Source organism: Acinetobacter sp. Brlt_5 (assembly GCF_051949055.1).
In the GTDB taxonomy this organism is placed as follows: Bacteria; Pseudomonadota; Gammaproteobacteria; order Pseudomonadales; family Moraxellaceae; genus Acinetobacter; species Acinetobacter indicus.
On the sequence record NZ_JAYJLP010000015.1, the window covers coordinates 13,447 to 33,594 of the forward strand.

Annotated in this window: 12 protein-coding genes, 5 tRNA genes and 1 pseudogene; 6 read left to right on the plus strand and 12 right to left on the minus strand. The window is 49.0% G+C overall.

Translation table 11 applies throughout. The features are described 5' to 3' along the window. Nucleotides 1-11 precede the first annotated feature (11 nt). Complete coding sequence (dnaQ, locus tag VF685_RS10660) at nt 12-1,499, minus strand: DNA polymerase III subunit epsilon (protein WP_286385470.1); 1,488 nt, start codon at nt 1,497-1,499, stop codon at nt 12-14. A gap of 206 nt (nt 1,500-1,705) precedes the next feature. Between dnaQ and VF685_RS10665 the strand changes: the two genes are divergently transcribed. The 6 genes from VF685_RS10665 to VF685_RS10690 all read left to right on the plus strand — a co-directional run bounded on the left by VF685_RS10665 (nt 1,706) and on the right by VF685_RS10690 (nt 11,800). Beyond that, entirely contained in the window at nt 1,706-4,915 is a 3,210-nt protein-coding gene (locus VF685_RS10665; RefSeq protein ID WP_163170279.1) for a lytic transglycosylase, read from the plus strand. Nucleotides 4,916-4,942: 27 nt separating this feature from the next. After that, on the plus strand, nt 4,943-6,781 hold the full coding sequence (locus VF685_RS10670; protein ID WP_163170278.1) for an extracellular solute-binding protein: 1,839 nt from the start codon (nt 4,943-4,945) through the stop codon (nt 6,779-6,781). 29 nt (nt 6,782-6,810) lie between these two features. Further along, nucleotides 6,811-7,881 carry a microcin C ABC transporter permease YejB gene (locus VF685_RS10675; RefSeq protein ID WP_005179212.1) on the plus strand — a complete coding sequence of 357 codons (1,071 nt, stop codon included), beginning with the start codon at nt 6,811-6,813 and terminating at the stop codon, nt 7,879-7,881. Beyond that, nucleotides 7,881-8,894 carry an ABC transporter permease gene (locus VF685_RS10680; RefSeq protein WP_180192081.1) on the plus strand — a complete coding sequence of 338 codons (1,014 nt, stop codon included), beginning with the start codon at nt 7,881-7,883 and terminating at the stop codon, nt 8,892-8,894. Before VF685_RS10675 ends, VF685_RS10680 begins: the two co-directional genes overlap by 1 nt. Next, on the plus strand, nt 8,869-10,455 hold the full coding sequence (locus VF685_RS10685) for an ABC transporter ATP-binding protein (protein WP_180192080.1): 1,587 nt from the start codon (nt 8,869-8,871) through the stop codon (nt 10,453-10,455). The genes VF685_RS10680 and VF685_RS10685 overlap by 26 nt, the downstream gene beginning before the upstream one ends. A gap of 100 nt (nt 10,456-10,555) precedes the next feature. Beyond that, complete coding sequence (locus tag VF685_RS10690) at nt 10,556-11,800, plus strand: NADH:flavin oxidoreductase/NADH oxidase family protein (protein ID WP_075174999.1); 1,245 nt, start codon at nt 10,556-10,558, stop codon at nt 11,798-11,800. Between the two features lie 285 nt (nt 11,801-12,085). Here VF685_RS10690 and VF685_RS10695 read toward each other — a convergent pair. From VF685_RS10695 to pyrC, 11 genes and pseudogenes are all read right to left on the minus strand, one after another. Next, nucleotides 12,086-12,161: transfer RNA gene (locus tag VF685_RS10695), tRNA-Glu, on the minus strand. Between the two features lie 44 nt (nt 12,162-12,205). After that, nucleotides 12,206-12,281 (minus strand) — tRNA-Glu (locus VF685_RS10700). A 24-nt stretch (nt 12,282-12,305) separates the two neighbouring features. Next, nucleotides 12,306-12,381: transfer RNA gene (locus tag VF685_RS10705), tRNA-Glu, on the minus strand. 133 nt (nt 12,382-12,514) lie between these two features. Further along, nucleotides 12,515-13,419 (minus strand): annotated as a pseudogene (locus tag VF685_RS10710) (alpha/beta hydrolase). 90 nt (nt 13,420-13,509) lie between these two features. Continuing rightward, nucleotides 13,510-14,928: an amino acid permease gene (locus VF685_RS10715; RefSeq protein ID WP_005179201.1), complete on the minus strand. Its 1,419-nt coding sequence runs from the start codon at nt 14,926-14,928 to the stop codon at nt 13,510-13,512. A 113-nt stretch (nt 14,929-15,041) separates the two neighbouring features. Then, nucleotides 15,042-15,117 (minus strand) — tRNA-Glu (locus VF685_RS10720). A gap of 229 nt (nt 15,118-15,346) precedes the next feature. Further along, complete coding sequence (locus tag VF685_RS10725) at nt 15,347-15,505, minus strand: hypothetical protein (RefSeq protein ID WP_016659224.1); 159 nt, start codon at nt 15,503-15,505, stop codon at nt 15,347-15,349. Nucleotides 15,506-15,588: 83 nt separating this feature from the next. Beyond that, the gene (locus VF685_RS10730; protein WP_180192078.1) at nt 15,589-18,084 is read right to left on the minus strand and encodes a TonB-dependent receptor plug domain-containing protein; all 2,496 of its coding nucleotides are present in this window, start codon (nt 18,082-18,084) and stop codon (nt 15,589-15,591) included. Between the two features lie 156 nt (nt 18,085-18,240). Continuing rightward, nucleotides 18,241-18,316: transfer RNA gene (locus VF685_RS10735), tRNA-Glu, on the minus strand. A 20-nt stretch (nt 18,317-18,336) separates the two neighbouring features. Further along, the gene (gene rnt, locus VF685_RS10740; RefSeq protein ID WP_075167718.1) at nt 18,337-18,996 is read right to left on the minus strand and encodes a ribonuclease T; all 660 of its coding nucleotides are present in this window, start codon (nt 18,994-18,996) and stop codon (nt 18,337-18,339) included. After that, a complete protein-coding gene (pyrC, locus tag VF685_RS10745; protein ID WP_034597856.1) occupies nt 18,981-20,015 on the minus strand; it encodes a dihydroorotase in 1,035 nt (344 codons plus the stop codon). The genes rnt and pyrC overlap by 16 nt, the downstream gene beginning before the upstream one ends. Nucleotides 20,016-20,148 lie beyond the last annotated feature (133 nt).

A 20,148-nucleotide genomic window follows, 5' to 3' on the forward strand; every position in this document is an offset into this window, starting at 1 on the left:
CATCGGTTTTTTTATTTGGCAAAAAAGCAGGGCTGTCCATGCTTTTCTTCAAATTGTTTGACCCAATTCTCATGTGCTTCCAGCTCTTCGGCAGAAGGCAGAATCACCGGCAATTCCATTTCAATGCTGCGACGGCCCGATTCACCGCTTTGTTCTTCATGATGGGCCGACAGGGCATCCATATCAAAGGACACCTGACCACCGGTCATGGCCAGATAGACATCGGCCAGAATTTCAGCATCGAGCAAGGCGCCGTGGAAGGTACGGTCACGCGCCGGAATTTCATAACGCTTCACTAAGGCATCGAGCGAGTTCTTTTGTCCCGGATGCTTGTTTTTGGCCATTACCAGGGTATCGGTGACTTCACACACCGCCGATAAATCGCCTAGACCACAGCGGTTAAACTCCATATCCAGGAAGTTCATATCGAAGGTGGCGTTATGCGCAATAATTTCCGCGCCTTTTAAATAGTCATACAGCACTGCAGCAATTTCGGCATACTTCGGCTTGTCTTTTAAAAACTCATCCGAAATACCGTGCACCACTTCCGATTCACCGACCGGTTTTTCCGGGTTGATATAAATATGAATCGAGCTGCCGGTCAGTTTGCGGTTGACCATTTCAATCGCGCCGACTTCAATAATCCGGTCACCATCCTGATAATAAAAACCGGTGGTTTCCGTATCCAGAATCAGCTGGCGTGGACCATAAGCCTGAACCGTGGCCGGGGTAATCACAATATGGGGATGCGATGACGTGTTTGCTGGCGCTGTTGCACTCTGGTTCTGGGTTTCATCTTGGATCAGGACTTCGTTCTGATTCGGGCTGTCATTTTGACTGAGGGTTTGCGTCACGGTAATGCTGTGCTGGGTCAGACTGAGATGATCCTCCTGCACCATTAGCAGTTCTTCTTCGACTTCAACGTCTAGTTGGCTGTCGTCTAGATCGAAGCCAAAAGGGTCGTCGAGCAACCAGTCAGATTCTGCTTTTTTTTTAGCCGTGCCCGGCGGGATGACTTCAGACTCAGCGCTTTTATCTTCAGTAATGATTTGTACCGGCGTCACTTTGACCTGCTGTGCAAATACCAGATCGGCCCCTTTGTTGGCCAGCTGATCGGCCATTTCATTGCCAGCATGGCCAGCGTGACCTTTAATCCAGTGCCATTCAATTTCACGACCCTGACAGATGGCATCCAGTTTTTGCCATAGGTCCGGATTTTTCACATCTTTCCAGTTTTTCTTTTTCCAGCCGGCAATCCATTCGCTCATGCCGCGTTTGACATAGTTGGAATCGGTCCAGAGAATCAGTTTGGCCTCTGCCGGGCAGAACTGAATGCCTTCAATGGCTGCCGTCAGCTCCATACGGTTGTTGGTGGTTTCCAGTTCACCGCCATAAAGTTTGTGTTGCTGGGTTTCTGTAATGACATATGCGCCCCAACCGCCCAAGCCAGGGTTTCCACGACAAGCACCATCCACATATAGTGTGATTGTTTGAGACATAAGCCAGATCCAAAGAGAGCCAAATAAAAACCGAGCCGCTATTGTATAACGCAATTGCAGATCAGAAACGCCGAAGACGTCAATTTTTTAATTTCTTGTAACATTTATATTAGAATCGCGCTAGAGTAAAACCTTGTGTCGTAGTGATGCTTCACTACAATGTCAAATCTAAAAAATAATTTATAGACGAGTTGTTTGGATTTCCTATGTATAAACCAACCACACGCATGTGGCAGCCTATGGTCCCGGCACTATTTAAAATTACAGTTTTGGGTTCAGCGCTGGCCGCGCTCGGCATCAGCACCGGCTGTACCTCTACACAAAGTGCCAGCAAAGCGTCAACGTCGAGTCAGGTTGGTTCAGGTTATCTGGACGCCAGCAGTTTAGATTCACTGGAAGATTTATTGTCGGCCACCGACATGCGCGCGGTAGAAGGCGACCGTTTACTGATTTTAAAACACGGTGATGTCTGGAAGCGTATGACCGTAGGTTTCAAAATGGATCTGGAACACTGGAATCCGCGTATTGAAGCGCAGCGCGGCTGGTTTATTTCACGTCAGCCGTATATTGACCGTTTAAGTGCGCGTGCTTCACGTTATCTGTATCACACAGTTAAAGAAGCCGAGCGCCGTGGCATGCCGACCGAACTGGCATTATTACCAGTCATTGAAAGTTCGTACGACCCGGCAGCAACCAGTAGCGCTGCTGCAGCCGGTTTATGGCAGTTTATTCCAAGTACCGGACGTATTTATGGTCTGAAACAGACCCCGCTGTATGATGGCCGCCGTGATGTGGTCGAATCGACCCGTGCTGCCTATGAATTCCTCGGTAGCCTGTATAACCAGTTTGGTTCCTGGGAGCTGGCTCTGGCCGCTTATAATGCCGGACCGGGCCGTATTCAGCAGGCGATTAACCGTAACAAGGCTGCCGGTTTACCGACCGATTACTGGTCACTGAAATTGCCACAGGAAACCATGAACTATGTGCCGCGTTTCCTGGCAGTGGCGCAAATTATTAAAAATCCAGGTGCCTACGGGGTGCGTTTGCCGCCAATTGCCAACCGTCCCCATTTCCGTGAAGTGACGGTCGGAGCGGTGAATTTAAATGATGTGGCCAATATTACTGGTCTTAGCCGTGCCGAGTTATATGCACTGAACCCGGGCCATCGTACTGACCGAATTGACAGTGCCAGCCCGATGCGGATTCTGATTCCAGCCGATTTAAGCCCAACAGTCGATGAACGTCTGAAAAACCTGCAAGGTGGTGGATTGCTGGCCAGCAACACTCGTCCTAGTGTGACGACGCAGACCACGACCAGTGCCCCAGCTACAAAAACCACCACACCCGCTTTGACGGCCAGTGTAACTCAGCGTACTGCTACGACTACACCAGCGAGCACAGCCAAAACTGCTAGCAGCACGACTACAACCAGCACCAAACGGATCAGTACGCCACGCGGTTCATCGGCTTTGGCCTCTTTTGCGGCCAATTCAGATATTCCAAGTGCTCCACGTATTCCGGTGGCCATTACCCCGGCACAGAATATTCAGCCGGTGAAGGTCGAACCGCCAATTTCAGCAGCAGAACGTGAACAGATTCTGGCTGCAGTGAAAACTGAAGACCAGAACAAAACGGTAGAAGAGGTGTTGCAGCCGGTGGCCTCTCAGGCTGAACAGGCGCAGGTGGTGGCCGAGTTAAAAGAAATTGCACCACAAGGTACTGAAATTGTCGATCCTTATGATGGCAAAATTAAGCTGACCGCGATTCAGACCAGTCTGTCGGTGGCCGAGCAGCAAGGCAAAGAGCTGACCAAAGGTTTTGCTTACCCGAAAAGTGTCGCGGATAGCACCCGTCCAGATTCAGATGAAGCCCAGCGGAACCAGGGCAAGAACGTAATCAAGACCGACACTGAAGTGGTGGTGGTGCCGCCAAAAGGCAAGCGCAGTACCTATACGGTACAGGCCGGCGATACCCTGGTGCTGATTGCCATGAAAAATGGGGTGAACTGGCGTGATGTGGCAAAATGGAACCAGATTGATCCAAACTCGACTTTATATGCCGGTACTACCATCTATTTATATGATGCCAAGCCACAAGCTGCCGCGCCAGCCAAAGCTAAAGAGCAGCCGGAATCCTATGTGGTTAAAGCCAACGATACCTTAACTGGTGTGGCCAATCAGTTCGGTTTATCGGTCAAGCAGCTGGCGGATTACAATAATCTGAACACAAGCAGTGGCCTGTTTGTCGGCCAGAAGCTGAATCTGCAAGAAACAGCAGAGATGCGTGCCAAGGCAGCTGAGCAGAAAGCGGCTGAAACCAAAGTGGCCACGCAAAGCTATACGGTGAAGCGCGGTGAATATCTGAAACTGATTGCGGACCGTCATGGCTTGTCCAATGCAGAACTGGCAGCCTTAACTCCGGGTCTGACTGCTGGCAGCAGTTTGCTGGTTGGACAGCGGATTAATGTGCCTGTAAGTGACTCGAAAGCCGAAGCAAAAACTGAAACGGCCGCAGAGAGTCGTCGTGCAGTGCCAAGTACATCAACAGCTGAGATTAAAACGGAAAACTATACTGTCCAGCGCGGCGACACCTTATCGAGTGTGGCCGCACAAAGCAAAATGAGTCTGGCTGATCTGGCCGCCTTAAACCAGATTTCGACCAATACCGGCCTGCGAATTGGGCAAACTTTAAAAATTCCCGCCGGTTCGACCATCCCGGATAGTTATATAGTACAGTCGGGAGATACCTTAACTGCCATTGCCAACCGCTATAACCTGAGTCTGGAGCAGATTGCCAGTTTAAATGGCATCAGCCGGACTGCCGGTTTACGTACCGGCCAGCGCCTGAAACTCAGCGGTGAGCCAGCGCTAGTGGAAGAAAGTAAGGTCAGCACAACTGCGGCAAACTCTGATATTCATATTGTAAAATCGGGTGAGACCTTAAATAGTATTGCGCGTAAATATCATTTGCAGCTGAACTATCTGGCCGCACTAAATGATCTGCCACGTACTGCTGCACTGCGGATTGGCCAGCGTTTAAAAATTGAAGGTGATCTGGACAGCAGTAGCAACCGTGCCGCGGAAAGTGCAGCGGTGAGCACCGCCAGCACGGGTAAAGCAACTGAAGCCTATACCGTTAAAGCCGGTGAGTCCTTAAATGCCATTGCCAGCCGTACCGGTATTTCGGTCGCTGAACTGGCGGCCTTGAATGGCCTGAGTCCGCGTGCCGGTTTAAGAGTGGGACAAACCCTGCAATTGCCAAAAACCATGACAGAATATAAGGTCAAGCGCGGTGATACCCTGATTGGGCTGGCCAGCCGTTATGGTCTGGAAACCAGTGAACTGGCCGATATGAACGAGATTAAACCGAATACGCAGCTGCGTATTGGAGAGATCATCAAGGTTCCGAACCTGTAATTGCCGGGCACAAGGAGTCGTGACCGCATGAACAGATCTTTATATCGCTTGAGTGCTGTGGCGACAGCACTGGCTTTGACCTCAAGCTGGAGCTGGGCTGCGCTGCAGACCACGCCGTATATTGCGCTGCACAGCAGTCCGAAATACAGCCAGCTTGCGGCCATGCCCTATGCCAATCCGCAAGCGCCCAAAGGCGGCATACTCAGTCAGTCCAGCAATGGCACTTTTGACAACCTGAACAGCATGAACGGTAAGGGCAGTGCGACCGATGGGGTGAATTATCTGTTTGATTCGCTCATGACCAGCTCGCTAGATGAGCCGGGGGTGATGTATCCACTGCTGGCAGAAAAAGTGACTTATGACCCGAAGCAGACTAAATTTGTCATTTTTCATCTGAATCCAAAAGCACGTTTTAGTGATGGCACACCGGTCACCGCGGCTGATGTCAAATTCAGTTTTGATACCTTCCAGAGCAAATCTAATCCGGGTTTGCAGATGTATATTGCCGATTTGGATAAAACCGAGGTCTTATCCAGACATCAGGTCAAAATGACCTTTAAATCCGATAACAACAGTGAAATGCCGCTGATTTTATCGGCCTTACCGATTTATTCCCAGAAAGACTGGCAGGGCAAGGACTTTAGCCGGATTACCTTGCAGCCGATGCTGGGGTCAGGCCCGTATCTGATTGAACGCATTGATGCCGGACGCAGTATTACTTATAAGCGTAATCCGAACTATTGGGGCAAAGATCTGCCGGTCAATAAGGGCCGTTATAACTTTGACCGGCTTAAATTTGTCTATTACCGCAATATGGATGTGGCCTTTGAAGGCTTTAAGTCGGGCCAATACACCCTGCATGAAGAATATACCGCGCGCAAATGGGTGACAGAATATCAGTTCCCGGCAGTGAAAGCGGGGATGGTGGTGAAATATAAGTTCCGGCATGAAAACCCGGTGCCAACACAAAGTTTTGTGTTTAATACCCGGCGTGCACCGATGCAGGATATTCATTTCCGTCAGGCGCTCAGCCATGCCTATGATTTTGAATGGCAGAATAAAGCCCTGTTTTACGGACAGTATCAGCGTTTGCAAAGTTATTTTAGCAATAGCGAACTGGAAGCCAAAGGTCGTCCAAGCGCGGCGGAGCTGGCACTGTTAAAGCCGTATTTAAAACAGTTGCATCCGGTGCAGCGTCAGGGGGTGCTGGCCAACTGGAAATTCCCGGTCAGTGATGCCAGCGGTTTTAACCGCAGCGGTCTGCTCAAAGCCCGGCATATCCTGCTGAATGCCGGCTATCGCTTCAAGGATGGCCGTTTGCTTGATCCGAAAGGCAACACCATCCAGCTGGAATTTTTAATTCATCAGGATGGCTTGCAGCGTACTTTAATGCCTTTTGTGCGCAATTTAAAACGTCTGGGGATTGTGGTGAATATCCGTCAGGTCGATGTGCCGCAATATATTGAACGGATGCGCCGGGCAGAATTTGACTTAAGCACCATGGTCTTGCCACAGTCCTTAAGTCCGGGCAATGAACAGGCGCAATTCTGGAGCAGTGCCGCGGCAGATCAGCCGGGCAATTATAATTATGCCGGCATCAAGAATCCGGTCATTGATGACATCATTCAGAAAATTATTTACGCGCCTGACCGCCAGCAGCTGATTGTCCGGACCAAAGTGCTGGACCGCTTATTACGCGCTGGTTATTACCAGATTCCGACCTATGGCAAAGGCGAGCACTGGCTGGCCTACTGGAATATGTACCAACAACCGAAAATAAAACCAAAACTTTCCATTGGACTTGATTACTGGTGGAGTGATGCAGCCGGGGCGCAAAAAGTAGCCCAGTATCTGCGTAAACAATAAGCTGGCTTTGCCACAAGGATGCTGAGCGCATGGGAACCTATATCCTGAAACGTGTGTTGCTGATTATTCCCACACTGTTTCTGATTTTGCTGATTAACTTTATTGTGATCCAGATTGCCCCGGGCGGTCCGGTCGAGCAGGCAATTCAGCAGGCAGAAGCCTTTCAGGGCATGGGCGGGAGTGGCAGTGCCGAAACTGCTGCGGCCGGTTCAACGCCCTATCAGGGCGCCAAAGGTCTAAGTGATGAAATGGTGGCTAAAATTGAAGCGCAATATGGGTTTGATAAACCAATTCATGAGCGTTTCTGGCTAATGCTGAGCAGCTATCTGCAATTTGATTTTGGCACCAGCTTTTTTAAAGACAAGCCGGTGACCCAGCTGCTGTGGGAAAAACTGCCGGTATCGCTGTCTTTAGGATTGTGGAGCACCTTGCTGATTTATCTGGTGTCTATTCCACTCGGGATAAAAAAAGCCCGTCAGCATGGTCTGATCTTTGATAAAGCCACGTCTATTTTGCTGGCCATTGGCTATGCCATTCCGGCCTTTGCTTTTGCGATTTTATTGATTGTATTTTTTGCCGGTGGTTCCTATTTTCAGTGGTTCCCGCTACAGGGATTGGTCTCGGAAAACTTCGATCAGCTGAGTCTGCTGGGTAAAATCAAAGACTATTTCTGGCATATGACCTTACCGCTGCTGGCGATGGTGATTGGTGGATTTGCCGGGTTGACCTACTTAACCAAATACTCGTTTATGGAAGAACTGAATAAACAGTATGTGCTGGCGGCACGCTCCAAAGGCCTGACCGAATCGCGGGTGCTGTATGGCCATGTTTTTCGTAACGCCATGCTAATTGTGATTGCTGGCCTGCCGGAAGCATTAATTGGGATTTTCTTTGTCGGTAACCTGTTTATTGAAATTATTTTTAACCTCGATGGTCTGGGATTGCTGGGCTTTGAAGCGATTGTACAGCGTGATTATCCAGTAATTTTTGGCACCCTGTTTATTTTTACCTTGCTGGGACTGGTCCTTAGACTGATCAGTGATGTGCTGTATCAGGTCATTGATCCACGGATTAATTTTGAATCACGGGGGGCCAAATAATGTCTCCCTTAATGCAGGTGCGGCTCCAGCGTTTTAAACAGAACCGGTTGGGATTTGGCTGTTTTATCGCCTTTGCCCTGATTTTTATCTTGTCCTTAGCAGCCGAGCTGATCGCCAATGACAAGCCGCTGCTGGTCAAATATGAAAACAGCTTATATATGCCGGTGTTCAAGGCTTATCCTGAAACCACTTTTGGCGGGGTCTTTGAAACCGAAGCAGAATATAAGGACCCGGCCGTGCAGCAACTGATTCAGGACCAGGGCTGGGCCATCTGGCCACTGATTGAATATTCTTATCAGTCACCGAATTTAGAGCTGGCTGTGCCGGTGCCGTCACCACCGACCAGCGATAACTGGCTCGGGACCGATGATCAGGGCCGAGATGTACTGGCGCGGATTCTCTATGGCCTGCGGGTATCACTGCTATTCGGATTTGCCTTAACGCTGGCCTCTGCTGCACTTGGCATTATCGTCGGGGCGATACAGGGCTATTATGGCGGCTGGGTCGATTTGCTGGGACAGCGGATTCTGGAAGTCTGGGGCGGTTTACCAATGCTATTCATGGTAATGATTCTGGTCAGTATGTTTAGTCCGAGTGTGTACTGGCTGTTTCTGATTATGCTGCTGTTTGGCTGGCCAACCTTGGTCGGACTGGTCCGGGCCGAATTTTTAAGGGCACGTAATTTTGATTATGTCCGTGCTGCCCGCAGCCTGGGTGTGAGCGACCGTACCATCATGTTCCGGCACATCTTGCCCAATGCCATGAGTTCAAGTCTGTCACAACTACCCTTTATGCTGACTGCGAATATTACCGCGCTGACTGCACTGGATTTCCTCGGTTATGGTTTGCCGCCCGATGCTGCATCTTTAGGCGAACTGCTGCTACAGGGCAAGAATAATTTAAATGCGCCGTGGCTGGCATTGTCGGGCTTTTTTACCCTGTCAATTGTTTTATCTTTACTGATTTATATTGGAGAGGCGACCCGTGATGCATTCGACCCAAGACGCCAGTAAGCGCACGCCAGTGCTGACGGTACAGCAGCTCCAGATTCAGCATCAACAGCAGCTATTGGTGCACAATTTAAATTTTGAATTGCACGCTGGCGAAACACTGGCGCTGGTCGGTGAAAGTGGTTCGGGTAAATCGGTGAGTAGTCTGGCCTTGCTGGGCTTGTTGCCGAGTCAGCTACAGATTCAGGGGCAGGCACTGTTTCAGGGGCAGGATCTGCTACAGCTGAATCCGGTACAACTACGCCAGATTCGCGGCCAGCGCATTGCCATGATTTTTCAGGAGCCGATGACGGCATTAAATCCGCTGCATCGGGTGGAAAAAATTATTGGCGAAAGCCTGCTGTTACAAGGCTATTCCAAGGCGGAAACCCGGCAACGCGTACTGCAATTGCTGCAAGATGTCGGCATTCCCCAGCCGGAAGATAAACTGAAGCGTTATCCGCATGAACTGTCAGGTGGGCAGCGCCAGCGGGTGATGATTGCCATGGCCTTGGCGCTTGATCCGGACATCCTGATTGCCGATGAGCCGACCACTGCGTTAGATGTGACCCTGCAGGCGCAAATTCTGGATCTGCTGCAAAGCTTACAGCGCAGCCGGCAGATGGCCATGATTTTAATCAGCCATGATTTGAATCTGGTGCGGCATTATGCCGATCAGGTCATTGTCATGAACAAAGGCCAGGTCGAGGAGCAGGGGCCGGTTGAACAGGTCTTTCATGCGCCGCAGCAGGCCTATACCCGGGAACTGCTGCATCATGATTTTGGTCAGGCTTTACAGGTAGAGGCGACTCAGCCTTTATTGCAACTGCAACAACTGGGTGTGAAGTTTCCCATTAAGCAGGGTTTACTCAATCGGGTCAAAAATTATTTTGTCGCGGTGGAGCCGCTGGATTTAAATCTGGCGCAAGGCGAATCCATCGGTATTGTCGGGGAAAGTGGTTCCGGTAAAAGCTCGCTGGCACTGGCGATTTCACGTTTAACTGCCAGTGAGGGCAAAATTGATTTGCTGGGGCAGGACCTGAACCGGCTTTCGGAAAAGCAGCTGCGGCCATTACGCAGTGAATTTCAGATTGTATTTCAGGACCCGTTTAGCAGTCTGAATCCGCGTTTAAATGTCGAGCAGACCATTGGCGAAGGGTTGGCCTTACAAAAGCTGTCAGCATCCGAAATTCAGCAGCGCATTGATCTGGCGCTGGAAAAAGTTGAATTGCCGGTCAGTTTTAAAACCCGTTATCCGCATGAACTATCCGGTGGACAGCGGCAACGGATTGCACTGGCACGTGCGCTGGTGCTGAAACCGAAACTGCTGATTCTGGATGAGCCGACCTCGGCGCTGGACCGCACCACACAACGCGCCATCGTTAAACTGTTGCGGCGTTTGCAGCAGCAGGAGCAGATGAGCTATCTGTTTATCAGCCATGATTTGCAGGTGGTCAAGGCCTTGTGTCAGAAGGTACTGGTACTGAAACATGCCAAGGTGATGGAATTCCAGCGTACTGAAGATCTGTTTGCACAGCCACAAACTGACTATACCCGGCAGCTGATTCAGGCCAGTCAATACTAAGCGGTAACGATTTTTGACAATACGAGTTGTCAAAATCTGCTTGACCATTGGGGTAATTCAATGGAGTATTTGCTCTAGACCACAATGTCAGGATTGACCAATGAGCCAGATTGCAGATCAGCTTCAAATTAGAAAGACCACATTTAAAAACCGCATCATTAAAGGCGCTATGAGTGAGGCGCTGGCCAATACGGCTGGTCAGCCGAACCAGTTACATTTGGGCTTATATGAGGCCTGGGCCAAGGGTGGGCTGGGCTGTGCCATTACCGGCAATGTCATGGTGGATATTCGCGCCAAAAATGAACCGGGCGTGGTGGCCATTGAGTCAGAACGTGATCTGGCCAAGTTGCAACAGTGGGCACAGATTGGCAAGCAGTATGGCATGGTGCAACTGGTGCAGCTGTCGCATCCGGGACGGCAATGTCCGAAAGGCCTGAACAAAGAAACCGTCGCGCCTTCCGCCGTACCGTTTAGCCCGGCCTTGGCCACCACCTTTGGCACACCGCGTGAACTGCGTGAAGATGAGATTCTTGATATTATCCAGCGCTTTGCCCGCGCAGCGCAGATCTGTGAGCAGGCCGGTTTTGAAGGGGTGCAGCTGCATGGCGCACATGGCTACTTAATCAGCCAGTTTTTATCACCGCTAACCAATAAACGCCAAGATCGTTGGGGTGGCTCGATTGACAACCGGATGCGCTTTTTGCTGGAAATTTATCAGGCGGTGCGCGCTGCGACCTCTGAAGATTTTATCATCTCAGTCAAGCTGAACTCGGCGGATTTCCAGCGCGGTGGTATTAGTGAGGAAGATGTGATTCAGGTCTTTAAAGCGATTGATGCTGCCGGAATTGACCTGATTGAAGTATCGGGGGGGACTTATGAAGCACCGGCCATGGCCGGAGTAAAAGCGGAAAAACGCAAAGCCTCGACTTTAGCGCGTGAAGCCTACTTCTTGGAGTTTGCGGAGCGGATCCGCCAGGAAGTTCGTTGTCATTTAATGGTGACCGGCGGTTTCCGGACCGTACAAGGCATGAATACGGCACTGGCCAGCGGCGCCTGTGATTTTATCGGGATTGCTCGCCCATTTGCGGTAGAGCCAGATCTGGCACATCGTTTGCTGGCAGGGCAAGACGTGCGTTATGGTGTCGATAAAATTAAGACCGGCATTCCACTGGTCGATAAAATGGCAATTATGGAAATTATCTGGTATGCCGCGCAGTTCAAGGACATTGCCCAAGGCAAACAGCCGAATCCAAAACTCTCGCCTTTAAAAGTATTTTTTAAATATTTAAAAGGCAATTTGACTGCAGTCATTAAAGGACAGATTAACTCGCGTAAATCGGCCTAAACAGAAATGGGGGAGGGATGATCCATCCCGATTCCCCATCTACGCTTTATTCAACTTTTTTTGAGCATTTCCATCCACATTCGTAGGAGATTGTATGAAGTGAATGATAGCAGGCCTGTTATGGCTGTCAAAAACAATGATCTGGGCGCAGGTGAGATGACCGTTTTAAACAGGTGATAGTATTTTTCATACTTCCCGTTCTGTACAAATAAAAAGTTGCAGCAATAAAAAAGCCCAAGTCGCAATGCTTGGGCTTTTTTATGAATCACGTATGTGACCCGAATATGGCGTCCCTACGGGGATTCGAACCCCGGTTACCGCCGTGAAAGGGCGATGTCCTAGGCCTCTAGACGATAGGGACAGTGCAGAAGAATATTTTAAACCGCTTCTTTTGATTGGAAGAAGTGGCGTCCCTACGGGGATTCGAACCCCGGTTACCGCCGTGAAAGGGCGATGTCCTAGGCCTCTAGACGATAGGGACTTAATAAAATATTACTTCTGAAATTGGCGTCCCTACGGGGATTCGAACCCCGGTTACCGCCGTGAAAGGGCGATGTCCTAGGCCTCTAGACGATAGGGACGTTTCAGAGGTGGGCGTATATTAGGGTGAAAAAAGGAGGGTGTCAAACGCTTTTCTACAATTTTCTGGCTGCAAGGCTTTTAAGCGAATAAATTTAGAACAATTTGCATAAATCAGGTGAAAATTCCCTCAATTTAAGCACTTTCTGGCAGTAACTCGACCAAGGCCTCTAAGACTTGGAGGTGCTGTAAATAGCCATAGACTTCATGAGGACGATCTACCGGAGTTTGTACCTGCCGGTTCAGAATGGCCGGTTTAAAATGAAACGGTGGTTCCGACAGTGGGAAGGCGGTCAGAAAATCATCCGGAGAATAAAAATTAATCCAGTCGCCATGCAGGGCAGTGGGGCGCTGAATCGGCTGTTGTAAATGCTCCTGAATCACCCGAAAGGCCAGCGGCGAACCGAGGGTAATAAAGCGTGCAATATTCAGTTCCGGATGCTGAATTAACAGATTATAGGCAATTACCGTGCCTAAGGAATGCGCCAGAATAATATGGGTGTCATCCTGACAGAGCTGGGCATAAATCCGGCTGTGTACCTCTTGAATAAAATGCGGATCGGCCAGGTATAAATAGGCTTCGACCAGAAATTTATGCAACAAGCTGGCATGCAGTTTGGGAAAATAATTGATCAGCCGGGCAAAATCACGCAGTGCAATATCCCGGCTTAAAGCACTAAGCCATTTCAGTTTCTGGTTAAAGTTAAGTGCATCATAGACTTGCAGATGCGGAATATTGCAATCGCCGGGGCGATGTTCTTCCACCACTGTGGTCGGTTTTTGAATTTTGACTGGATGCAGCAGTGGAAAATGCGGCCAGTGCTGCGGCATCAGGGTGCTGGCATTTAAAGTGTTTTGCAGATGATGTTTGGAGAGCAAATCGCCATAAAACGGCATACAGATGACCTGTTTTAAATCGGCAAAAAATGGGACTGCTGGCTGCGTTTTAAACCCTGCTCCAGTATTGATAACCACAGTCGACGCAGTGAATCGGCAGTCTGGTGTTGCTGATTCATCCCATGAATGCAAATAATATTCATTGTCGGGTCAGCATGTGAATGAGAATGGCTTTATTTAACAGTATAAATAAAAAAAGAGCGGCCGGGGCCGCTCTTTACTGCAAATCCTGATCAGATTTTTTTATGATAAAAACGGTAATAGCTGATATAGCAGGCTGCAATAAAGATTAAACAGCCAAAGAAACTGATGCGCATGGATGGATCAAATACCATACTCAAACAGGTAATCAGACAGAATACAAAGCCCAGAATTGGCACAATCGGGAACAATGGTGCGGCGAAGCCCAGCTCTTTCACGCTACGACCCTGTTTATACCATTCACGGCGGAAGTTGAAATGACTTAAGCAGATACTCATCCAGACCACCACCATGGTAAAGGCTGCAATACCGAGCAGGTTGGTAAAAATCAGCTCAGGTGCAAACTGCTCAGACAGCAAGCCTGGCATTGCGCCCAGCATGGTGACCATCACTGCAACATAAGGAATACCACGCGAGTTGACCTTGGAGAAAACCTGCGGCAACTGCTTCTGATACGACAATGACCACATCATCCGCGATGCTGCAAACAACCCTGAGTTGGCGGCAGACAGTAAGGCGGTAATGATCACGAAGCGGATAATATCTTCTGCGTATGGAATCCCGATGTGCTGGAACACGGTCACAAATGGACTGCTACTCACGCCCTCAGCGGCCAGACCGGCTTCCTGATGCGGCAATAACGCAGTCACCACCAGAATGGTTCCGACAAAGAAAATCAGCAGGCGGAAAATTGCGGTGTTGATGGCTTTCGGGACGTTTTTGGCCGGGTCTTTGGTTTCACCAGCGGCCACACCAATCAGTTCGGTGCCGGAGAAGGCAAAGTTCACAATCAGCATGGTGGTGAAAATCGGGAATAAACCTTCCGGGAACCAGCCCTGTGCGGTTAAATTGCTAAACAGCGGCGCAGATTCATAGCCCTGATAGCCGATCACGCCGAAAATGGCCAGCAGACCGAGCAGAATAAAGGCCACCACGGTCACGACTTTGACCAGTGCCAGCCAGAATTCGGATTCAGCAAACCAGCGGCTAGACACCATATTTAAGGTAAAGACAAATACCCCAAAAATAATGGTCCATAACCACATCGAGATGTGCGGGAACCACTCCTGCATCAGCAGGGCGGCTGCGGTAAATTCAGTCCCCAGGGTGACTGACCAGGTCAGCCAGTACAGCCAGGTGACGGTATAGCCTGTTCCGGGTCCAATATAACGTTTGGCATAAGCACCAAAAGAACCGGATTCAGGCATATGGACAGCCAGTTCGCCCAAACACAGCATAACCATGTAAGCGATCACGCCGCCCAGAAAATAAGCAAGAATGGCACCTACAGGCCCCGTTTGTGCAATGACTTCACCCGAACCTAAAAATAAACCAGTTCCGATTGCACCACCAAGTGAAATCATAACCAGATGTCGAGTACTCATAGCGCGTTTTAAAGGCGCAGAATTGCCCTGATGCGTAGCATCATTCGGAGAATGAGATGTCTGCATAAGAGTAGGAGAATAAAAGAATAGAGAAGCAGGCTATTGTAGAGAAAAACTACAAATCTGCAATCAATAATCAAAACAATTGGGTTAGAAGTAATCGTCTGGCGCGATTTAGATGGCGTCCCTACGGGGATTCGAACCCCGGTTACCGCCGTGAAAGGGCGATGTCCTAGGCCTCTAGACGATAGGGACGTTGCGAGGTGAGGGCTATATTAGGGATTTGTCCCAAAGATGTCAATTTGATGACGGGAATAATTCCACGATTTGGATTTATTTGTCTAAAAAGTATCTGTTTAGGCTGTTGGAAAATTTATCGTTTGATGATGGCCACCCGGTTTTTAATAAGCACTTCAATCTGCACTGGATTTTAACCAATGAGCATCTGCACGACTCATCGTACTGGAGATAAAAAAGACCACGTTTAGTGGTCTGGGGTTTGGTACTCAGGTGCTTGTGGTTGCGGCGCGGCCTGTTCAGCCGGTGCGGGCGCTTGCGGTGCTTTGCTATCACGCGACACAATGTACAGATAAAGTGCCGAAGGCAGCAAAATAATCAGGACCAGAAAAATCTTTTTTAACATTGTCTTATAAAAACAGCATGGGAAATTACTGCAATTATAGCGGATGCACAGGCCAAAAGCGCAAGCCTGTGCATGTTTCCACGTTAGAACTTAAAGGTCACATCGGCAATAAACTGCCGGCCAATGTCGGGCTGGGCGCTGCTGCTGCTGTCAATAAAGCTGTTGGCACGGTTGGTGACATTGTTAATGGTCAGGCCGAAAATGGTTTGAGTATTTTTAAAAGATGGAATCCGGTAGCTGGCTTTCAAGTCCCAATAAAACTTGTTCTGGGTGGTGTAAGGCGTATAGGCATCATGCTGCACACCTTGTGCATCGGTATAGCCTTTGGCCTCACGCTTTAGGGCATCGACTTTACCCTGATAACTCAGGAAATGACTGAGCGTTAGCGGCAGGCGGTCAAACTGCATCTCCCAGTTCAGGCGCACGGTCCACGGCACATGAAATTCATGGGCAGGGCGATCCTCGGCATCAATCAGTTGCCCCTTATAATAGACTTGCGGGGTGGCGGTCAGAATATCGGTGCTGTCGTAATGATCAAAATTGCGCGTGGTTTCAGTATAGTCGGCATTCAGGGCCAGACGATGTTGTGCGCCTAAAAATGCCAGTGGCGCCAGATTACGGATGGAAAGCGAATAAATATCGGATGCAGAGCGCCCGCGATTGTCATAGCTATAACTCAGATCTTCCAGATTCATTTTGGTTTTACGTAACTGGTCCTGATTGTCACGGTTGACCCATTTCAGGCTGAATGCGGTATTATTCAGTTTGGAACTCAGGCCAAGTACGGTTTCATCGCTATACGGGGTTTTCAGCTCGGAACGATAGGTGAAACTGGTCTTTCCTGCGGTTTTGGGTGTCCAGCCCTGTTCCAGCTGCGCGCGTGTATATTTCTGCTCAAACTGGTCAATCCGGTCATTCAGTTCATTCACAAACGCATTTAGCCCGTAATAGCGGTTCCAGCCACCCAAAAGGATCAGGCGTTCATTGCCCAAGGGACGGATTTCTAGTGCAGTTCTGGGGGCAACATTGTTCTGTTTATGGATGGAATCATAGTCACTCCGGAAGCCCAAGGTTGCGCTCAGATACTGATACCAGTGAATCTGGTCTTCAATAAAGGCATGCCAGCGATCCTGACGGATATCCAGTTGACCGGCATAATAGCTGGTTTTGCTGCTTAAATACTGGCCTTGATATTTTCCATCCAGACTTGGCGCAGTATCACAGGCATCATATAGAGTGCCATTATCAGACTGGCAGTCGGCGCCGCTTAAATTTAAAGGCGTGGCATATACGTGGGCAGTTTCAGGGCGTTGCCAGTAAGCAGCATAATGGCCATAGCCGGCCCCGATTTTAAACTGATGCCGCAAAGATGCGGTTTCAATCGGCTCAAACAGGGCTTTAATGGTGTATTCCAGCCGGCTTTCTTGCTGCTTTAAGCCGCCCATATGACCTTCGAAACTATATTTGTCCTTGCCCCAGTTTTTGCTGCTCGAGTTGAGCCAGCTATAGTGATTCTGGGCAGCCTGACGTCCCGCTTGCTGGCGTTGATAGTTCAGCTGCTGGGTCAGCAAGACACTGTCGAGCTGGTTGTTCAGATTAAAATACAGGTTCTGGCTGTTCGAGTGCTGGGTCGATTCAGAATCACGGATATTGGATTTAAAATACAGTCCATCATTTTCCAAAAAGCTCGCACCCAGCTTAAACGAAGTACGTTCAGAGGGATCATAAAATAATTCCACACCGGCATTGCGGGCCTGACGCTGCTGTTCAAATTGCCCTGATTCGGCAAAATCTGTTTTTAAGGGAATGGCTGAATGCCGGTATGAAGCAAAGGCATTAAAACCCCATTGTTCACTGAGCCGGCCATAACTGTTCAGGCTGATGCCCTGTTTGGTGAAGTAGGGCTGTGCCGATTCATCGCTCGAATCTTCAAAAGCATCACGGCTGTCCTGAGAGGGGAAATTGACTTTTGACCAGGCATCCGAGGTGTAGTCATAACTGAGCGAACCGTGAATTTTACCAATTTCGGTTTGCGGAGCGCAGGTTTCGGCAGAAATCACGCCACCGGTAAATTCTCCATATTCCGCCCCGATATTACTGTCTAACACGGTCAGTTTACACAGTAGGTCGGTATTAATGGCAGCGGCCTGTGAATTGCCCATCAGCTGGTTAGGATGATTGGATTGCTGTGCCCCCACCGGATTAATCGTATTGTTGATGGAGAGGCCATTGATCAGAATCTTGTTATCGTAAGCCAATCCGCCATTAATACTGATATCGGCCGCGTTCAGTTCACCTTGCTGCAAGCTGCTGCGAAAGCGGTGACCTAGCTGCACGTTCGGATTCACCTTTAAAAAGTCGGTGATGTTCTTGCTGCTATTCGGGCTTTTCTTTAAATCTTCCTGTTTATAGACTGTTTTTCCCAGCGCATTTTCCTCTTTGGCCTCGACCACAATGGTCGACAGTTTGAGCGAGGGAGAGAGGGTGGTAGGTTCTGATTCTTGAATCTGTTCAGCAAAACTAAGGGAGCTGAAGCTGCTTAAAATGGCCACAGACAAGCTGGAATAGGCAAAACGCATGAGATGTGTTTTTTTGTAAAAGATAATGCAAGCGATTATCATTAAATTTATGGGCTTAATCAATAGAAATGAGAATTATTTGCAATAACAGCTTAAATAGACAACAGTGCTGTGCAAAGAAGAATGAATAACAAACAGGAGGGGAGAGAAATGAGATGGCGTCCCTACGGGGATTCGAACCCCGGTTACCGCCGTGAAAGGGCGATGTCCTAGGCCTCTAGACGATAGGGACGTTTAGAAGATGGCGGTATCTTATTGATCCGCCACCAAGGTGTCAAGTAGATGTGGGGTGAGTTTGTTTAAAATATAACAGAACAGTTCCGCGGTCTTTTGTGTGTCGTACAGGGCAGAGTGCGCTTCTTTGCCATCAAATTCAATGCCGGCCTGAATACAGGATTTGGCCAGTACCGTTTGACCGAACATCACTGCGCTTAAGGTTACGGTATCGAGTACGGAAAAGCTATGAAACGGATTCTGGTTTTTGGTACTGGTACGGGCAATGGCCGCCTGTAAAAAGCCCAGATCAAAATGCGCATTGTGGCCGACCAGCACTGCATGAGTACAGTTTTGCTGGCGACGCACTTCATTCACGGATTTAAAAATACGTTTCAGCGCCGTTTTTTCATCTTCAGCCATGGCCATACGCATCGGGTTGAACGGATCAATCCCGATAAAGTCGAGTGAACGACGGTCCAGATTGGCCCCTTCAAACGGATTAATATGCGCATGATAGGCCTGACCCGGAACAAAATGGCCTTCCGCATTAAACACAATCGGAATGGCGGCTATTTCAAGTAAGGCATCGGTTTGCGAATTAAAACCTGCTGTTTCGACATCGACCACAACAGGTAAGAATCCACGGAAACGCTGACCAATTAAAGGTAGAGTTTCGTCTGTCACACTTTTCTCCATTGGATGGTTTGACCGGCATATAGCGGAACAATCTGTTCACCATCCAAATAGTCTAAACTTGCAGGAATCACTTGGTCTTCTTTAACCAGGGTAATCGTACCAGTATTACGCGGCAAACCATAGAAGTCTGCGCCAAAGTGGCTGGCAAAACCTTCTAGGCGGTCCAGTTTACCGACCTGGTCAAAGGCTTGCGCATACAGCTCAATGGCGGTTGGTGCGCTATAGCAGCCGGCACAGCCGCAGGCATTTTCTTTGGCATTTTTAGAATGCGGCGCACTGTCGGTTCCGAGGAAGAATTTCGGATTGCCACTGGTCGCCACTTCCAGCAAAGTCTGCTGATGGGTTTGACGTTTTAAAATAGGCAGGCAGTAGAAGTGTGGTTTAACCCCACCAACCAGCATGTCATTGCGGTTAAACAGCAAATGTTGCGGAGTAATGGTAGCGGCCACGTTGCGGTCCTGCTCCAGAACAAAGTGCGCTGCTTCGCTGGTGGTGATGTGTTCTAGCACCAGTTTCAGTTTCGGGAACTGTTTTAATAAAGGTGCCAACACTTCATCGAGGAAGCGTTTTTCACGGTCAAAAATATCGACATGCTGATGGGTTACTTCGCCGTGTAACAGCAGCGGCACCTGATGTTCTTCTAACTGTTCAATCACCGCATAGACTTTACGGATGTCGCTGACCCCATTGTCCGAGTTGGTGGTTGCACCGGCCGGATACAGCTTGATGGCATTGACATGCTCGGAGTCTTTAATTTTTTTCACTTCGGCTGGCGAAGTCTGATCGGTGAAATACAGTACCATGCGCGGATCAAACGCCACGCCTTCTGGCACATGCGCCATAATGCGTTCACGATAGCTGATCGCTTCTTCCACGGTTTTTACAGGCGGGACAAGATTCGGCATACAGATCGCACGTGCAAACTGTTTGGCAAGATCTGGAACTGTACGTTTTAATGCTAAACCGTCACGTAAGTGAGCATGCCAGTCATCTGGCTGTAAAAGAGTAATCGTATTCAAGGTGATGCCGATCGAAAAATAAATGGAATGATAATCTATAAACCTGACAATGATAACGTCAAATCTAGACAAAAGATGCCTTATATTGAATTAATTTTTATCATTTTGTGTTATTTTTAAGCGACTATAAAAA

Bases quoted from the DNA above. Each gene is read 5' to 3' on its own strand.
- VF685_RS10675 (WP_005179212.1), top strand. From the start codon at position 6,811: ATGGGAACCTATATCCTGAAACGTGTGTTGCTGATTATTCCCACACTG.
- VF685_RS10730 (WP_180192078.1), bottom strand. From the start codon at position 18,084: ATGCGTTTTGCCTATTCCAGCTTGTCTGTGGCCATTTTAAGCAGCTTC.
- VF685_RS10685 (WP_180192080.1), top strand. From the start codon at position 8,869: ATGCATTCGACCCAAGACGCCAGTAAGCGCACGCCAGTGCTGACGGTA.
- VF685_RS10665 (WP_163170279.1), top strand. From the start codon at position 1,706: ATGTATAAACCAACCACACGCATGTGGCAGCCTATGGTCCCGGCACTA.
- rnt (WP_075167718.1), bottom strand. From the start codon at position 18,996: ATGGAGAAAAGTGTGACAGACGAAACTCTACCTTTAATTGGTCAGCGT.
- VF685_RS10690 (WP_075174999.1), top strand. From the start codon at position 10,556: ATGAGCCAGATTGCAGATCAGCTTCAAATTAGAAAGACCACATTTAAA.
- VF685_RS10670 (WP_163170278.1), top strand. From the start codon at position 4,943: ATGAACAGATCTTTATATCGCTTGAGTGCTGTGGCGACAGCACTGGCT.
- VF685_RS10725 (WP_016659224.1), bottom strand. From the start codon at position 15,505: ATGTTAAAAAAGATTTTTCTGGTCCTGATTATTTTGCTGCCTTCGGCA.
- VF685_RS10715 (WP_005179201.1), bottom strand. From the start codon at position 14,928: ATGCAGACATCTCATTCTCCGAATGATGCTACGCATCAGGGCAATTCT.
- VF685_RS10680 (WP_180192081.1), top strand. From the start codon at position 7,881: ATGTCTCCCTTAATGCAGGTGCGGCTCCAGCGTTTTAAACAGAACCGG.
- dnaQ (WP_286385470.1), bottom strand. From the start codon at position 1,499: ATGTCTCAAACAATCACACTATATGTGGATGGTGCTTGTCGTGGAAAC.